The 16,173-nt window shown below is 72.0% G+C and carries 12 protein-coding genes; 10 read left to right on the top strand and 2 right to left on the bottom strand.

Annotated elements, in window-relative coordinates; genetic code table 11:
- Positions 1 to 70: 70 nt before the first annotated feature.
- From BJP65_RS11135 to BJP65_RS11110, 6 genes are all read left to right on the top strand, one after another.
- Positions 71 to 994, top strand: a complete 924-nt coding sequence (locus tag BJP65_RS11135) for a carbohydrate ABC transporter permease (protein ID WP_070409193.1) — start codon at positions 71 to 73, stop codon at positions 992 to 994.
- A 125-nt stretch (positions 995 to 1,119) separates the two neighbouring features.
- The gene (locus BJP65_RS11130) at positions 1,120 to 1,929 is read left to right on the top strand and encodes a carbohydrate ABC transporter permease (protein WP_055940671.1); all 810 of its coding nucleotides are present in this window, start codon (positions 1,120 to 1,122) and stop codon (positions 1,927 to 1,929) included.
- Positions 1,930 to 2,019: 90 nt separating this feature from the next.
- Positions 2,020 to 3,378, top strand: a complete 1,359-nt coding sequence (locus BJP65_RS11125; RefSeq protein ID WP_181015920.1) for a sugar ABC transporter substrate-binding protein — start codon at positions 2,020 to 2,022, stop codon at positions 3,376 to 3,378.
- 70 nt (positions 3,379 to 3,448) lie between these two features.
- Complete coding sequence (locus BJP65_RS11120; protein WP_070409192.1) at positions 3,449 to 4,969, top strand: alpha-N-arabinofuranosidase; 1,521 nt, start codon at positions 3,449 to 3,451, stop codon at positions 4,967 to 4,969.
- A gap of 15 nt (positions 4,970 to 4,984) precedes the next feature.
- Positions 4,985 to 6,721 (top strand): beta-galactosidase family protein, encoded by a 1,737-nt coding sequence (locus BJP65_RS11115; RefSeq protein ID WP_070409191.1) that lies wholly within the window; start codon positions 4,985 to 4,987, stop codon positions 6,719 to 6,721.
- 124 nt (positions 6,722 to 6,845) lie between these two features.
- Entirely contained in the window at positions 6,846 to 8,486 is a 1,641-nt protein-coding gene (locus BJP65_RS11110) for a cell wall metabolism sensor histidine kinase WalK (protein ID WP_070409190.1), read from the top strand.
- Between the two features lie 659 nt (positions 8,487 to 9,145).
- Here BJP65_RS11110 and BJP65_RS11105 read toward each other — a convergent pair.
- Positions 9,146 to 10,111, bottom strand: coding sequence for a LacI family DNA-binding transcriptional regulator (locus BJP65_RS11105; protein ID WP_156784946.1), 966 nt, complete (start codon positions 10,109 to 10,111; stop codon positions 9,146 to 9,148).
- Between the two features lie 55 nt (positions 10,112 to 10,166).
- Here BJP65_RS11105 and galT point away from each other — a divergent pair, with 55 nt between their 5' ends.
- The 4 genes from galT (at position 10,167) to BJP65_RS11085 (ending at position 15,033) form a co-directional block, all read left to right on the top strand.
- Positions 10,167 to 11,336: a galactose-1-phosphate uridylyltransferase gene (gene galT, locus BJP65_RS11100; RefSeq protein ID WP_070409967.1), complete on the top strand. Its 1,170-nt coding sequence runs from the start codon at positions 10,167 to 10,169 to the stop codon at positions 11,334 to 11,336.
- Positions 11,333 to 12,496, top strand: a complete 1,164-nt coding sequence (gene galK / locus BJP65_RS11095; RefSeq protein WP_070409188.1) for a galactokinase — start codon at positions 11,333 to 11,335, stop codon at positions 12,494 to 12,496. The genes galT and galK overlap by 4 nt, the downstream gene beginning before the upstream one ends.
- A 79-nt stretch (positions 12,497 to 12,575) precedes the next feature.
- Positions 12,576 to 13,565 (top strand): squalene cyclase, encoded by a 990-nt coding sequence (locus BJP65_RS11090; RefSeq protein WP_070409187.1) that lies wholly within the window; start codon positions 12,576 to 12,578, stop codon positions 13,563 to 13,565.
- 4 nt (positions 13,566 to 13,569) lie between these two features.
- The gene (locus BJP65_RS11085; protein ID WP_070409186.1) at positions 13,570 to 15,033 is read left to right on the top strand and encodes a carboxylesterase/lipase family protein; all 1,464 of its coding nucleotides are present in this window, start codon (positions 13,570 to 13,572) and stop codon (positions 15,031 to 15,033) included.
- A gap of 89 nt (positions 15,034 to 15,122) precedes the next feature.
- Here the strand turns inward: BJP65_RS11085 and BJP65_RS11080 are convergent, their stop codons facing one another.
- A complete protein-coding gene (locus tag BJP65_RS11080; protein WP_055832894.1) occupies positions 15,123 to 16,106 on the bottom strand; it encodes an LLM class F420-dependent oxidoreductase in 984 nt (327 codons plus the stop codon).
- Positions 16,107 to 16,173 lie beyond the last annotated feature (67 nt).

The following is a 16,173-nucleotide window of genomic DNA, read 5'->3' as shown; positions in this document are numbered from 1 at the left end:
GTCGAGTTATGTTTACGTCAACATTCCGACCGCCCGGCCCGAATGCGCATCAACGAAGAGGCACTGGACGATGACGACCACCGCGGCACCCCCGCCCGCGCTGCGCACCCCGCGGCGCAAACGGCGCACCCGAATCGACGACCGCGGCTGGCTGTTCGTCGCCCCCTTCGCCGTGGTGTTCGCGCTCGTGTTCCTCGCGCCCCTGGCGTACTCGATCTACCTCAGCCTGTTCCGCGACCAGCTGGTCGGCGGCAACGCGTTCGTCGGCTTCGAGAACTACGTCACCGCCTTCGGAGACGAGAAGTTCTGGGACGGTCTGGGCCGGGTCTCGATCTTCCTCGTCGTGCAGGTGCCGATCATGCTCCTGCTGGCCCTGGCCGCCGCCCTCGCGATCGACAGTGCGCGCCTGCACGCCGCCGGCTTCTACCGCATGGTGATCTTCCTGCCCTACGCGGTGCCCGCCGTCGTGGCCGTGCTCATGTGGGGCTACATCTACGGCGACCAGTTCGGCCTGACCCGCAACCTCAACGATCTGCTCGGCGGGAACGTGGTCCAGCCGTTCCTCCCCGAATGGATGCTGCTGTCGATCGGCAACATCGTGACCTGGCAGTTCGTGGGCTACAACATGCTCATCTTCTACTCGTCACTCAAGACCATTCCGGGCGAGCTGTACGAGGCGGCCTCGATCGACGGCGCGGGCGCCTGGCGCACGATCTTCTCGATCAAGATCCCGGCGGTCCGCGGTGCCGTGGTCATCGCCACGATCTTCTCGATCATCGGCAGCTTCCAGCTCTTCAACGAGCCGAACATCCTCAAGCCGCTGGCCCCGAACACGATCTCGACGTTCTTCACGCCGAACATGTACGCCTACAACCTCTCGTTCGCCGGCCAGCAGTACAACTACGCGGCCACGATCGCCATCATCATGGGCGTCATCACCGCCGTCATCGCCTACGTCGTGCAGCTGCGCGGCTCACGTCAGGAGGCGCGATGACCACCGCGACCGCACCCCGCACCGACACCGTCTCGGTGACCACCCCGCGTGCCGGCGGCACCCGCCGCCGCTTCGCCCGCACCTCGCCCACCCAGGGCAAGAAGTCGATCGTGCTGGGCATCGTCATGGGCCTGTACTTGCTGTACACGCTCGTGCCGCTGGCGTGGCTGGTCATCAACGCCACCAAGACCCAGCCCGACCTGTTCACGACCTTCGGGCTCGGCCCCGGAAACAGCTTCGCGCTCTTCGACAACATCGCGCAGACCCTCACCTACCGCGACGGCATCTTCCTGCGGTGGCTCGGCAACACGCTGCTGTACGTCGCGGTCGGCGCCGGCGGGGCGACGCTGCTGGCCACGCTCGCCGGCTACGGCCTGGCGAAGTACAACTTCCGGGGGCGCAAGGCCGTGTTCGCCGTCGTGCTCGGCGCGATCGCGGTGCCCGGCACGGCGCTGGCGGTGCCCACCTTCCTGCTGTTCAGCCAGCTGGGCATCACGAACACCCCGTGGGCGATCATCATCCCCTCGCTCATCAGCCCGTTCGGCCTGTACCTCATCTGGGTCTACGCGACCGACGCCATCCCCACCGAGCTGCTCGAGGCCGCCCGCATGGACGGCGCGGGCGAGTTCCGCACGTTCTTCACGATCTCGATCCGTCTGCTCACCCCCGGCATCGTCACGGTGCTGCTGTTCGCGGTGGTGGCGACGTGGAACAACTACTTCCTGCCCCTGATCATGCTGAGCGACCCGCAGTGGTACCCGCTCACGGTCGGTCTGAACCAGTGGAACGCGCAGGCCACCGGCGTCGGCGCGCAGCCCATCTACAACCTCGTGATCACCGGCGCGCTGCTGTCGATCATCCCGATCGTGGCCGCCTTCCTGCTGCTGCAGCGCTTCTGGCAGTCGGGCCTGAGCGCCGGCAGCGTCAAGCAATGACCCCCTGACTCCCCCTGAACGCGCGCGCCCCTCTCGGGGCACCGCGTCTGCACCCGCACCACATCCACAACAACGAAGTAGAGGAATCCGATGACATTCATGCGTTCTGGCACCGCCCGGCGGGCCGTCTTCGCCGTCGCCGCCACCGCCCTGACGGTGGGCGCGCTCACCGCCTGCTCGGGTGGCAACACCGGCGGCGGCGCCGCCGCCGGCACCGCCGACGACATCGAGAAGGCCCTCGAGGCCGGCGGCGAGCTCACGTACTGGTCGTGGACCCCCTCGGCCGAGGCGCAGGTCGCCGCCTTCGAGGCCAAGTACCCCAACGTGAAGGTGAACTACGTCAACGCGGGCACCAACACCGAGGAGTACACCAAGCTCCAGAACGCGATCAAGGCCGGCTCGGGTGCCCCCGACGTCGTGCAGATCGAGTACTACGCCTTCCCCCAGTTCGCGCTCTCGGACTCGCTCGTCGACCTGTCGTCGTACGGGTTCGCCGACCTGAAGGACGACTACAGCACCGGCACCTGGGGCTCCGTCGACTTCGACGGCAAGATCTACGGCCTCCCGCAGGACTCGGGCCCCATGGCCCTGTTCTACAACAAAGAGGTCTTCGATCAGTTCGGCATCGCCGTGCCCACCACCTGGGACGAGTACTACGCCGCAGCGCAGAAGCTGAACGCCGCCGACCCCACCAAGTTCATCACCGCCGACACCGGCGACTCGGGCTTCACCACGAGCATGATCTGGCAGGCCGGGGGCACGCCCTTCACGACCTCCGGCGACGCCGGCACCGACGTCGCGATCGACCTGCAGGACGATGGCTCGAAGAAGTTCGCCGACAACTGGAACCGCCTCATCGAGGGCGGCCTCATCTCGGACACCCCCAGCTGGAGCGACGAGTGGTTCAAGGGCCTCGGTGACGGCTCGATCGCCTCGCTCGTGATCGGCGCCTGGATGCCGGGTGTGCTGGAGTCCTCGGTCGCCGACGGCGCGGGCAAGTGGGCCGTGGCCCCGATCCCGACCTACGACGGCACGGCCGTGACGTCGGAGAACGGCGGTGGCGGCCAGGCCGTCACGAAGCAGAGCAAGAACCCCGCTCTGGCAGCCGGCTTCCTCAAGTGGCTGAACAACGACGAGGAGAGCCTGCAGATCTTCGCCGAGTCGGGCGGATTCCCCTCGACCACCGCGCAGCTGAGCGACCCCGCCTTCGTCGACAAGGAGTCGGAGTACTTCGGTGGGCAGCAGATCAACCAGGTGCTCACGCAGGCCTCGAGCGAGGTGCGCGAGGGCTGGAGCTACCTGCCGTTCCAGGTGTACGCCAACAGCATCTACGGCGACACCGTGGGTCAGGCCTACGCCAACAAGAGCGACCTGAACGCCGGCCTCACCGCCTGGCAGGACCAGCTCGTGCAGTACGGCAACGACCAGGGCTTCTCGGTCAACAAGTAAGCAATTCCCGGGGGCGGGTCGCATCGTTCGCATGCGGCCCGCCCCACCCGTTCCCCCGCCTGGAGAACCCATGAGCACCCCCACCCGCATCGTCGTGGACCGCACCGCCGTCGGAGCCGTCGTCCCCCGCCGCCTGTTCGGCTCGTTCGTCGAGCACATGGGTCGCTGCGTGTACGACGGCATCCATTCGCCGGAGCACCCGAGCGCCGACGCCGACGGCTTCCGCGCCGACGTGCTCGAGCTGGTACGCGAGCTCGGTGCCACCGTCGTGCGCTACCCCGGCGGCAACTTCGTGTCGGGCTACCGGTGGGAAGACGGCGTCGGCCCCCGCACCGACCGACCGGTGCGCCTGGATGCCGCGTGGCACAGCACCGAGACCAACCAGGTCGGTCTGCACGAATTCGCCACCTGGGCCGACGCGGCCGGCGTCGAGCTGATGGAGGCGGTGAACCTGGGCACGCGGGGAGTGGCCGAGGCCGCCGACCTGCTCGAATACGCCAATCACCCCGCCGGCACCGCGCTCAGCGAACGACGCCGCGCGAACGGCCGCGACGAGCCCTTCGGCATCCGGCTGTGGTGCCTCGGCAACGAGATGGACGGCCCCTGGCAGATCGGCCACAAGACCGCCGACGAGTACGGCCGCCTCGCCGCCGAGACCGCCCGCATGATGCGCTTCATCGACCCCACCGTCGAGCTGGTGGCCGCCGGCAGCTCGAACCACGAGATGCCCACGTTCGGCGCCTGGGAGCGCGGCGTGCTCACCCACACCGCCGGTCTCATCGACCACATCTCGGTGCACGCGTACTACGAGGAAGACCCGGCCGACCCGGCGAGCTTCCTCGCCAGCGGCGCCGCTCTCGACCGCTACATCGGCGACGTCGCCGACATCATCGACGAGGTCGGTGCCACGACCCCCGACGGGGGCACCGTCGGCATCAGCGTCGACGAATGGAACGTGTGGAACCAGACCCGGTGGAACGAGGTCGACAAGCCGCGCGTGTTCACCGGCGACTGGCCGATCGCCCCCCGCCTGATCGAGGACGACTACACCGTGACCGATGCCGTCGTCGTGGGGTCGTTGCTGATCACCCTCATCCGCCGGTCGGAGCGCGTGTCGATGGCCAACCTCGCGCAGCTGGTCAACGTCATCGGCCCCATCCGCACCGAGCCCGACGGCGGAGCCGCCTGGCGCCAGAGCACGTTCCACCCCTTCAAGCTCACCGCCGAAGCGGCATCGGGCCGGGTCGTGGTCCCCCTCGTCGAGGGCGCCACGATCGACACCGCCCGCCACGGCACCGTCGACGCCGTCGACGCGGTCGCCACGATCGACGGCGAGCACGTGTCGGTGTTCCTCGCCCACCGCGACCTCGACGCCCCCACCGAGGTCGCGCTCGAGCTGGGCGCCATCGCCGACGTCGAGGCGGTCGTCGTCACGATCCCCGCGGGCGGCGACCGCCACACCACCAACTCCGCCGACGCCGAACCCGTCGCCCCCGCCGAGCTCCCCGTGAGCGTCGGCGACGACGGCATCCTGCGCCTGACCCTCCCCGCCCTGGCCTGGGCGCGCATCCGCGCGCGGCTGGTCGACTGACACCCGAAAGACACCGTGACGACCTTCACCATCGGCGAGACCGACTTCCTGCTCGACGGGCGACCGCACCAGGTCATCTCGGGGACGCTGCACTACTTCCGCATCCACCCCGAGCACTGGGCGGATCGCATCCGCACGGCCAAGGCCATGGGCCTGAACACCATCGAGACCTACGTGGCGTGGAACGCCCACGAATCCGTGCAGGGCGAGTGGGATGCCACCGGGGCCAACGACCTCGGACGCTTCCTCGACCTCATCGCCGACGCGGGCCTGCACGCCATCGTGCGCCCCGGGCCCTACATCTGCGCCGAGTGGCACAACGGGGGGCTGCCGGTGTGGCTCACCTCGACGCCGGGGATCGGCATCCGTCGCTCCGAACCGCAGTTCGTCGCGGCGGTGACGGAGTACCTGCGCCGCGTGTACGAGATCGTCGCTCCCCGCCAGATCGACCGCGGCGGCAACGTGGTGCTCGTGCAGATCGAGAACGAGTACGGCGCGTACGGCTCCGACAAGGAGTACCTGCGCGAGCTCGTGCGGGTGACGAAGGACGCCGGCATCACCGTGCCGCTGACCACCGTCGACCAGCCGATGCCCTGGATGCTCGAGGCCGGGAGCCTGCCCGAGCTGCACCTCACCGGCTCGTTCGGCTCGCGCTCCGAGGAGCGCCTGACGACGCTGCGCGAACACCAGCCCACCGGCCCGCTCATGTGCAGCGAGTTCTGGGACGGGTGGTTCGACTGGTGGGGCAGCATCCACCACACGACCGACCCCGCGGCATCCGCCCACGATCTCGACGTGCTGCTGGCGGCCGGCGCCTCGGTGAACATCTACATGGTGCACGGCGGGACGAACTTCGGCACCACCAACGGCGCGAACGACAAGGGCCGCTTCGACCCCATCGTCACCTCCTACGACTACGACGCGCCCATCGACGAGTCGGGCCACCCGACGGCGAAGTTCCACGCCTTCCGCGAGGTCATCGCCCGGTACGCCCCCGTCGAGGGCGAGGTGCCCGCCGAACGTGCGGCGGCCCCCGCGCTCGAGGTCGCCCTGACCGGCGAGGGCGAGTGGATGCCGGAGGCCGGCGAGGCCGCGATCACCGACGCCCCCGCCAGCTTCGAGCAGCTCGGACACCTCGGCGCGCTGGTGCGCTATGACGTCGACCTGCCCGCGTTCGACGACGCGGCGGGAATCCTCGTCTTCGGCGAGGTGCGCGACCTCGCGTGGGTCGAGGTCGACGGCGTGCCGGTCGGGCGACTGTCGCGGTCGCTGCACGAGCGCGCCCTCGCGATCCCCGCGGGCGCGCACCTCACGGTGCTCGTCGAAGACCAGGGGCGCGTGAACTACGCCGATCGTCTCGGCGAGGCGAAGGGGCTCATCGGCGACGTGACGATCGACGGGCAGCCGCTCACCGGGTGGACCTCGACCCCGATCGAGGTGACGGCCATCGCGGCCGCCCGCTCGGGCTCGGACTCGGGCGTCGTGGGCCGCTCGGCCCTGCGCGGGTCCTTCTCGCTCGACGCTCCGGCCGACCTCTTCCTCGACACCGCGGCCTGGGGAAAGGGCTACGCCTTCGTCAACGGGTTCTTCCTCGGCCGGTACTGGCGCACCGTCCCGCAGAACACGATGTACGTGCCCGCCCCCGTCACCCGGGCCGGCGCGAACGAGATCGTCGTGCTCGAGCTCGAGCAGGTGCTCGAGCCCGTGGCACGGTTCGTGGCGGCACCGTCGCTCGGGCCGCGCGAGGAGTAGGTCGCGCGGCCGACGTCCGCGCGACGCGACGGACCGGTCGACACGACAGGTCCACTTCCCCGCGCTCCCGGTGAAGTACGGTCAGAGAAGGCCTCTCTCGTCGAGCGGAAGTGGGGAAACGACGGTGCCGCTGTTCGAGATGGAAGTCAGCCCGCGGGGGCGGTTCCGCGTCTTCCTCCGGGCTCAGCTCCCCTTCACGCTCGGGGTGGCGTTCCTCGTCGGCGTCGCCGGTCTCGCGGTCCCCTCGATCGCCACCACCGGGGTCGTCGTCGCCGGCCTCGCCGTCACCCTCGTCGCGACCGTGGCGGCGCTCGTCGTGCCGTGGGAGCGCCTCCCCCTGGCGTGGATGATGGCGGTCGCGGGTCTCGACCTGCTCGCCGTCGCCCTGCTGCGCGCCGAGTTGCTCGCGCTCTTTCCCAGCGTCACGATCCTCGCGATCTTCCCCGTGCTGTGGCTCGCCTACGGCTTCCCCTGGTACGGCATGGCGGTCGCCGTATTCGGGGCCGGGTTCATCACCTCGTTCCGCTTCGCCTACGTGGGCGCGTGGCCCGCGAACGCCGTCGAATGGGTCACCGTCGTGACCCTGCCGACCTTCATCGTCGGCGTCGCGGTCATCGTGTTCGTGGCCGCGCGGCACCTCCGCCGCAACTCCCGGCGCCTCGCCGATTCGTATCGCGCACAGGCCGCCGCCCTCGAGGAGGCACGGGATGCCGAGACGGTCGCCCGCGCCATCGTCGACACCGTCAGCGCGGGGGTGGCGTTCTACGGACCGACCGATCGGCTCGAGGTCGCCAATACGCGCGCGCACCGCTTCGCCGAGCTGGGCGGGTTCGACCTCGACACCCGCCCGTTCGCGGGACCCCACGTGCTCGCCGCCGATCGCGCGACGCCGATCCCCCCTCGGGCGCAGGTCCTCCCCCGCGCCCTGTCGGGCGAGACCGTCGTCGACGAGCTGCAGTGGTGGGGAGCGGCCGGGTCGCAGGCCGCCGTGCTCGTCTCGTCGAGCCGACTGCGGCGACCCGACGGGCGCATCCTCGGAACGGTGGTCGTGATCCACGACGTCACCGAGCTCGCCGAGGCGATCGAGGTGCGCGAGGAGTTCCTACACACCGTCTCGCACGAGCTGCGCACCCCGCTCACGAGCATCACCGGGTTCCTCGACCTCATCGATGAGGCGATCGACCCCGAGCAGGTCACCCTGCGCCGCTACGTCGACGTCGCGACGCGGCGCACCGCCGACCTGACGCAGCGGGTCGGCGAGCTGTTCGCCGCGGGCGAGAGCGAGAAGACCCTGCGCCCCGCCTCCGTCGACCTGGTCGATGTCGTGGCCGCGGCGGTGCGCGGCGTCACCTCGCTCGCCGAGACGCACGCGCACACGATCGAGACGACCTCGACGGGCCCCTCGCACGCCCATGCCGACCGCGCCCAGCTCGTGGTCGCCATTCGCGAGCTGCTCACGAACGCCGTGAAGTTCGGCATCCCCTCCCGCCCCATCACCGTCGCCCACGGGGTCTGCGAGGGACGGGTGCGCATCGCCGTGACCAACACCGGGCCCGGCATCGGGCACGCCGAGCAGCGCCGTGCGTTCGACCGCTTCTACCGCACCCCGCTCGCACGCTCGCGCGAGATCCAGGGGTTCGGGCTCGGGCTCACGAACGTGCGGTCCATCGCCCTCGCCCACGGCGGCACGGTGCACATCGACAGCGTGCCCGGCGAGTTCACCACCGTCACCCTCGACCTGCCCGCGACGGCACCGGCCGCCTGAGCGCCCCGCCCGGCGGGCGGGCGGGCGGGCGGGCGGGCGGGTCGGTGGGGTGAGGGCTTGGCGGGCGGGCGCGACGGGCGGGCGGGTGCGGCGGCCATGGGGCGCGTTTCGTGCACCGGGGCGCACATTGACCGCCCCGCTGCACCGATCGCGCCCCACACGCGGCCCGGGACGAGCCGCTGCGCGGCAGGCGCAGCGGGCAGGCGCGGCGGGCGGGCGGGCGCGGCGAGTTTGGGGCGCATTCCGTGCACCGGGGCGCACGGTGACCGCCCCGCTGCACCGATCGCGCCCCACACGCAGCCCGGGACGAGCCGCTGCGCGGCAGGCGCGGCGGGCAGGCGCGGCGGGCGGGCAGGCGCAGCGGGCAGGCCCAGCGGGCGGGGCGCGCGGGCGCGGCGGCTATGGGGCGCATTCCGTGCACCGGGGCGCACATTGACCGCCCCGCCGCACCGATCGCGCCCCACACGCAGCCGGGCACCGGCCACAGCGCGGCAGGCGCGGCGCGCGGGCGGGGCGCCGCGGGCGGGCGGGTTCCGCGAGTTTGGGGCGCATTCCGTGCACCGGGGCGCACGGTGACCGCCCCGCTGCACCGATCGCGCCCCACGCCCGGCCCGGCACGAGCGCTGCCCGGCAGACGGGGCGCGACGGACGCGACGGCCTCAGCCCGCGACGCTGCTCTCGCGCACCACCAGCGAGGTCGGCACCGACTCCGCCGCCGGCTCGCCGCCCTCGATCGCCGCGATCAGCGCGACGACGACGCGCACGCCGAGGGCGTCGAAGTCCTGGCGCACGGTGCTCAACGGGGGCCGGTACTCGCCGGCATCCACGATGTCGTCGAAACCGACCACGGCGATGTCGTCGGACACGCGCCGTCCCGCCTCGGCGAAGGCCCGCAGCGCCCCGAGGGCCATCTGGTCGTTCGCGACGAAGACGGCGGAGGCCTCGACCAGCGCACGCGCGGCGCGGTGACCCGAGGCCGAGGTCCAATCGCCGCGGACCGGTTCCGGCACAGTGACACCGGCCTCGACGAGGGCCGCGCGCCACCCGCGCTCGCGCTCGGCGGCGGCGAAGGAGCGCACCGGACCGGCCAGGTGGTGCACGGTGTCATGGCCGAGCGACAGCAGGTGCTCTGTTGCGGCGCGCGCCCCGGCGGCGTGGTCGGTCTGCACGATCGAGAAACGCGGGTCGGGCGGGGAGTCGACGACGACGAGGTGCAGATCGGCCGGGGGCTCGACGTCGCGCGCCAGCTCGGTCGCCTCGTTCAGCACGACGGCGCCGTCGACGCCCTGCGAGCGCAGCCGGGCGAAGGCGTCGCGGATGCCGCGTTCTTTGACCGTCACGACGGCGAGGGCGTAGTCGCGGGCCTCGGCCGCCTCGGAGATCGCCTGCAGCATGCGGGAGTTGCCGACCGAGGCGAGGGTCGACACGACGAGGCCGATGGTCGAGGTCTGGCCGGTGCGCAGGGCGCGGGCGGCGCGATGCATGCGGTAGCCGAGATCGGCCATGGCCTTCTCGACGCGGGCGCGGGTGGCCGGATCGACCCGGGGGCTGCCGTTGGCCACGCGCGACACCGTCTGCGCCGAGACCCCGGCCCGGACGGCCACGTCGGCCATGGATACGCGCATCATTCTCCTCGATGTTGACGATAGCATGGCCGCGTTGTAGCGTGTTATCGTGAACATGCACACCCCCTCCGCGGTGCGTCTCGGCGCCGGAGTCGTCAAGCGCCCGACGCTGCTCGCCGACGGCCGCGAGCTCATCTACTTCGACGATCCCGGCACCGCGCTCGGCGCCGAGCGCTCGGTCGACGCCCGCACGCTCGACCCGCGGCCGACCACCGCGACCATGCGCCAGGACGTGCTGACCGGCGACTGGATCACCGTGGCATCCAACCGCCAGAACCGCGCGTTCCTGCCCCCCGCGCATCTCGACCCGCTGTCGCCGCAGACGCCGACGAACCCGTCGGAGATCCCGTCGCTCTACGACGTCGCGGTGTTCGAGAACAAGTCCCCGTCGTTCGGTCCCGCGCTCGACGTCGCGCTCGGCGACGTTCCCGCCGCCGTCGACCCGCCGCGCGGCGACGACGACCTCGAGCACCTCGGACTCGGTCGCACCCGCACCTCGGTCGGTCGCTGCGAGGTCGTCTGCTTCAGTCCCGCGCACGAGGGCTCGTTCGGTTCGCTCTCGCGCACCCGCGCCCGCACCGTGATCGAAGCGTGGGCCGACCGCACGGCGGCGTTGTCGGCTCTGCCCGGCATCCGCCAGGTGTTCCCGTTCGAGAACCGGGGGCAGGAGATCGGGGTCACCCTCGCCCACCCGCACGGGCAGATCTACGCCTACCCGTACGTCACCCCGCGCACGCACCGCCTGCTCGACACGATCTCGCGCAGCTCGAACGATCTGTTCCAGCGCATCCTCGAGTTCGAGTCGGCCGGCGACCGCGTCGTGCTGCGGGGCGAGCACTGGACGGCGTTCGTGCCCTTCGCCGCGCGCTGGCCCGTCGAGGTGCACGTGCTGCCGCACCGCCACGTCGCCGACCTGGCCGAGACCACCGACGCCGAGCGCGACGAGCTCGCCCCCTTCTACCTGCGGCTGCTGCGCGGCATCGATGCGCTGTACGACTCCCCCACGCCCTACATCGCCGCGTGGCACCAGGCCCCGGTCGGGCGCGGACGCAAAGCCGTGCGCCTCAACCTGCAGATCACCTCGCCCCGCCGTGCCGCCGACAAGCTGAAGTACCTCGCCGGATCCGAGGCCGCCATGGGCGCCTGGATCGGCGACGTGACCCCCGAGTCGCAGGCCGAGCGTCTGCGCGCCGCCCTCGACACCGTTCCGGAGGTGACGGCATGACCGCCGTCGACGACGCCCGCACCCTTCTCGCCACGCTGACCGATCGCCCCCTCGCGGGAGTGTGGTCGGCCCCCGGTCGCGCCAACCTCATCGGCGAGCACACCGACTACAACGAGGGCTTCGTCTTCCCCTTCGCGATCGCCCAGCGCACCGCCGCCGCCGTGGCCCTGCGCGACGACGACCTGATCCGCGTGCGTTCGACGTTCTCCGACGACACCGTGGAGGTGTCGCTCGCCGACCTCGACGCGCGCATCGCCGCCGGAGGCCTCGACTGGGCGGGCTACCCGCTGGGCGTCGCGTGGGCGCTGCGGCGGGCGGCCCCGGATGCCGTGACCCGCGGCGTCGACCTCGCCCTGGCGTCGGAGGTCCCCGTCGGCGCCGGACTGTCGTCGTCGGCCGCGATCGAGGGAGCCGTGGCCTCCGCCCTCGACGACGTGTGGGGCGCCGGGCTCGACAAGGTCGCCCTCGCCCGGGTCGGCCGCGTGGCCGAGAACGACGCGGTCGGCGCCCCGACGGGCATCATGGACCAGATGGCGTCGATGCTGGGCGTCGCGGACGCCGCGACCTTCCTCGACTGCCGCACGCTCGAGACCCGCCCCGTGGCGCTCGGGTTCGCCGAGGCGGGGCTGTCGATCCTCGTCGTCGACACGCTGGTCGAGCACGCGCACTCCTCGGGCGGCTACCGCGAACGCCGTGCCTCGTGCGAGAAGGGCGCCGCCGCTTTCGACGTGCCGGCACTGCGCGACCTCACGGTCGACGATCTGCCCCGCGCCGCAGAGATCCTCGATGACGTGACCTTCCGCCGCGTGCGGCACATCGTCACCGAGAACCAGCGCGTGCTCGACACCGTCGCCGCCCTCGACGCCGACGGTCCCTCCGCCATCGGCGACCTGCTCACCGCCTCGCACGTCTCGATGCGCGACGACTTCGAGATCTCGGTCCCCGAGCTCGACCTGGCCGTCGAGACGGCGCTGGCCTCGGGCGCCCTGGGCGCCCGCATGACCGGCGGCGGCTTCGGCGGAGCGGCGATCGCGCTGATCTCCACCGACCTCCTCCCTGCGGCGACCGAGGCCGTGCGCGCCGCGTTCGCGGCATCCGGGTTCCGCGCTCCGAACATCTTCACGGTCACCCCCTCGGAGGGCGCGCGCCGCGACGCGTGACGACGCGGCCGCGGGTCGCGGCCGGGGCCTGTACGCACCACGGGCCGCGGGCGTACCCTGCCGACAAGCGGGAGGGACCATGAACGACGACGACGTGCTCGCCTGGCTGGCCGACAGCGACCCGAGCCTGCGGTGGAAGGTCGAGCGCGATCTGCTCGACGCACCCGAGGAGCGATGGCGGGCCATCCGCGCCCGCGTCGCCCACGAGGGGTTCGGCGCACGCCTGCTCGCCGCCCAGGGCGACGACGGGCTCTGGGCCGGTGGCGCGCACTTCCCGGCGGACTTCACCGGGCAGGAGCCGCAGCCGTGGACCGCTACGTCGTGGTCGCTCATGAGCCTGCGCGAATGGGGAGTGGATGCCACGGCCCTGCGCCCCGACACCGCCGGTCTCCTGGAGCGCAACGCCCGCTGGGAGTACGAGGACCGTCCTTTCTGGCACGGCGAGGTCGATGCGTGCATCAACGCGTTCACCCTCGCGAGCGGAGCGTGGCTGGGAGCCGACGTCGACGGCATCCGGACCTGGTTCGTCGCCCACCGACTGCCCGACGGCGGGTGGAACTGCGAGTGGGTCGAGGGGTCGACCCGGTCGTCGTTCCACTCGACGATCAACTCCGTCATCGGCATCCTCGACGACGAGTGGCGCACCGGCGGAACGCCCGAGCTGCACGCCGCGCGCAAGGCGGCAGAGGAGTACCTGCTCGAACGGCGTCTGCTCCACCGCCTGTCCACCGGCGAGCGGCACGTCTGGGCGCATCACCTGGGCTATCCCTTCCGTTTCCGCTACAGCGCGCTGCGCGCGCTCGACCACTTCCGCGCCGCGGCGCTGCACGACGGTGACGACCCCGACCCGCGTCTCACCGACGCGATCGACCGGGTGAGGGCCTCGCGCGACCCCGACGGCACCTGGCATCAGGCGTACCCGCCCGAGGGCCGGGAGTGGTTCCCCGTCGACGTGCCCGCCGGCGAGCCGTCACGGTGGCTGACGTTCTTCGCGCTGCGCGTGCTGCGGTGGTGGGACGGGGCTTCGGGCACCTCGCGCGCGGGGGACGGGCGCGACGCGGCAGGATGAGGGGATGGATGCCGCTCCCCTCGCCGTGACCTCGAGAGGGGCGGTGCGCGGGTTCCGACGCGGGACCACCGCCGTGTTCCTCGGCATCCCGTTCGCCCAGGCGCCCGTCGGGGCCCTGCGCTTCGCCGCGCCGACCCCGGTCGAGCCCTGGGAGGGTGAACGCGACGCGACGACGTACGGCCCCACCGCCCAGCGCGGCGACGCGGGCATCACCCTCATCCCCGAGCCGAGCGTGCCCGGAGACGCGACGCTGAACGTCAACGTCTTCGCTCCGGTCGACGCGACCCCGGATGCCGCCCTCCCCGTGCTCGTGTGGATCCACGGCGGGGGCTACACCTCGGGGTCTCCCGCCAGCCGCTGGTACGACGGCGACGCGTTCGCGCGCGACGGGGTCGTCACGGTCGTGATCTCGTACCGCATCGGATTCGACGGATACGGACTCATCGAGGGCGCTCCCGCGAACCGGGGCCTGCGCGATCAGATCGCCGCACTCGAGTGGGTGCGCGACGAGATCTGCGCGTTCGGGGGCGACCCCTCCCGCGTGACGGTGGCGGGGCAGTCGGCAGGGGGCGGGTCGGTTCTCGCGCTGATGACGAGCCCCGCGGCATCCGGACTCTTCCACGCCGCCCTGGCCCTCTCGCCCGCCATCGGCGCGGTGCATGCCGACCAGGCGCGGCGCTTCGCCGACCGCGTCGCCGCGCTCGGCGGGGTCGCGGCCGATCGGCGGGGGTTCGCGTCACTCCCGGAAGAACGGCTGGTCGTCCTGCAGAAGGCGGCCGGCACCCCGGAGCGCGGGCATGTTCTGGCCTCGATCACCGCGCTGCTCGACGACGGGCTGCCGATCGGCCCGGTGATCGACGGCGACCTGGTGCCGCGGCATCCGCTCGACGCCCTCGCCGACGGGGTGGCCGCCGACATGCCGCTCCTGATCGGATCGACCGACGACGAGTTCACCATGCTGACCGCGAGGTTCCGTCGCGTGCTGCGCCTCGTCCCGGTGCCGTTCGCCCTGGCCGTCCTGGGGCTCGGCCGTTCGAGGCGTCGGGCGTATCTCGCGCGCACACGGCGGCGCGGGGCCGCGGCGGTGCTCGGCGGCTACGCGTCGGATCGGGTGATCCGCGCGACGGTGCTCCGCGTCGCGCGAGCGCGGAGCGGTGCGGCCACGTGGGTGTACCGCTTCGCCTGGCGGTCGCCGTCGCCGAAGCTCGGGGTCGCCTGCCACTGCCTCGACGTCCCGTTCTGGTTCGACCACCTCGACGCCGACGGGGTCACGACCATCGCCGGAATCGCACCGCCCTCCGACCTGGCCGCCCAGCTGCACGGCGCCGCGATCTCGTTGGTGCGCGACGGCGATCCCGGGTGGCCGGCCTGGGATGCCGCGTCCCGACGCGCGCGCGTGTTCGACGCTCCGGCAGCCGTTCCGCCCGTCGAGCTCGACGCCTATGCCGAGGTGGCTCCGCTGGTCTGACGTCCCGCTCGCCCGCAGGTGCGGGGTCGCGACGCGTCGCCCTGGACGATGCGGGGCCGCGCTCGACCCGCCCGGGGCCGGCCGCCGGCTCAGAGGTGCGGGATGACCGCGCGCTCGAACAGCGAGATGCCCGAGGTGTCGTACGCCGCCTCGGGGAAGTAGTGGATCGCGTAGCCGAGGCCGTGGGCGGCGCGTTCGCGCAACCGCTCGACGATCTGCTCGGGCGTGCCGAAGCCGTCGGAGGAGCGGTAGTCGGCCTCGATGGCGTCTGCCCGCTCGTCTCCCACGTGCGGGCGCAGCCGCGCGACGACCGCCGCGAGACGGTCGTTCGCCTCGGCCTCGGTCGCGGCGACGATCGTGTTGAAGTTGGTCGAGCGGGTGATCTCGCCGGCATCGCGACCGAGCGCCTCGCAGTGCCCGCGCAGGACCTCGGACTTGTGGTCGAACTCGTCGAGCGAGCCGCCGAAATTCGTGTACGAGGCGTACTTCGCCGCGATCTTGAGCGTGACCTTCTCGCCACCGCCGGCGATCCACAGCGGAATGCCGCCCGGCTGCAGCGGACGCGGCTGCACGATCGCGCCGTCGACCTCGTAGTACTTGCCCGACAGGGTGGCTTCACCGGTGGTCCACGCCTGGTGCATGATCTCGACGCCCTCGCGCAGGCGCCCGAGACGCTCGGCGATGGGCGGGAAGCCGTAGCCGTAGGCGCGCCATTCGTGCTCGTACCAGCCGCCGCCGATGCCCATCTCGGCGCGACCTCCCGAGATGATGTCGACGGTGGCGGCGACCTTGGCGAGGTACGCGGGATTGCGGTAGCCCATGCACGTGCACATCTGACCGAGGCGCACGCGGTCGGTCGCCGCGGCGAAGGCGGCCATGAGCGTCCAGGCCTCGTGGGTCGCCTCGGCGCTGGGCACCGGGGTGGTGTGGAAGTGGTCGTAGACCCACAGCGACGCCCAGGGCCCGTCGTCGGCGCTCTGCGCGAGCGAGTTCATCACCCGCCAGTGCTCGGCGGGGTCGATGCCCACCAGATCGAAGCGCCAGCCCTGCGGAACGAAGATGCCGAATTCCATGCGCTCACCCTAGGCGCGGCCGCCGACATCGCGCACCCCCCCCCGGCCGGGTCCCGCCGCACCCCGA

This window comes from Microbacterium sp. BH-3-3-3 (genome assembly GCF_001792815.1).
Lineage (GTDB): Bacteria > Actinomycetota > Actinomycetes > Actinomycetales > Microbacteriaceae > Microbacterium.
This window is presented reverse-complemented; position numbering and strand designations above follow the sequence as displayed.

Coding starts and splice junctions, on each gene's coding strand:
- galK (WP_070409188.1), top strand. CDS start 11,333: ATGACCGCCGTCGACGACGCCCGCACCCTTCTCGCCACGCTGACCGAT.
- BJP65_RS11130 (WP_055940671.1), top strand. CDS start 1,120: ATGGGCCTGTACTTGCTGTACACGCTCGTGCCGCTGGCGTGGCTGGTC.
- BJP65_RS11085 (WP_070409186.1), top strand. CDS start 13,570: ATGGATGCCGCTCCCCTCGCCGTGACCTCGAGAGGGGCGGTGCGCGGG.
- BJP65_RS11120 (WP_070409192.1), top strand. CDS start 3,449: ATGAGCACCCCCACCCGCATCGTCGTGGACCGCACCGCCGTCGGAGCC.
- BJP65_RS11090 (WP_070409187.1), top strand. CDS start 12,576: ATGAACGACGACGACGTGCTCGCCTGGCTGGCCGACAGCGACCCGAGC.
- BJP65_RS11135 (WP_070409193.1), top strand. CDS start 71: ATGACGACCACCGCGGCACCCCCGCCCGCGCTGCGCACCCCGCGGCGC.
- BJP65_RS11080 (WP_055832894.1), bottom strand. CDS start 16,106: ATGGAATTCGGCATCTTCGTTCCGCAGGGCTGGCGCTTCGATCTGGTG.
- BJP65_RS11125 (WP_181015920.1), top strand. CDS start 2,020: ATGACATTCATGCGTTCTGGCACCGCCCGGCGGGCCGTCTTCGCCGTC.
- BJP65_RS11105 (WP_156784946.1), bottom strand. CDS start 10,111: ATGCGCGTATCCATGGCCGACGTGGCCGTCCGGGCCGGGGTCTCGGCG.
- galT (WP_070409967.1), top strand. CDS start 10,167: ATGCACACCCCCTCCGCGGTGCGTCTCGGCGCCGGAGTCGTCAAGCGC.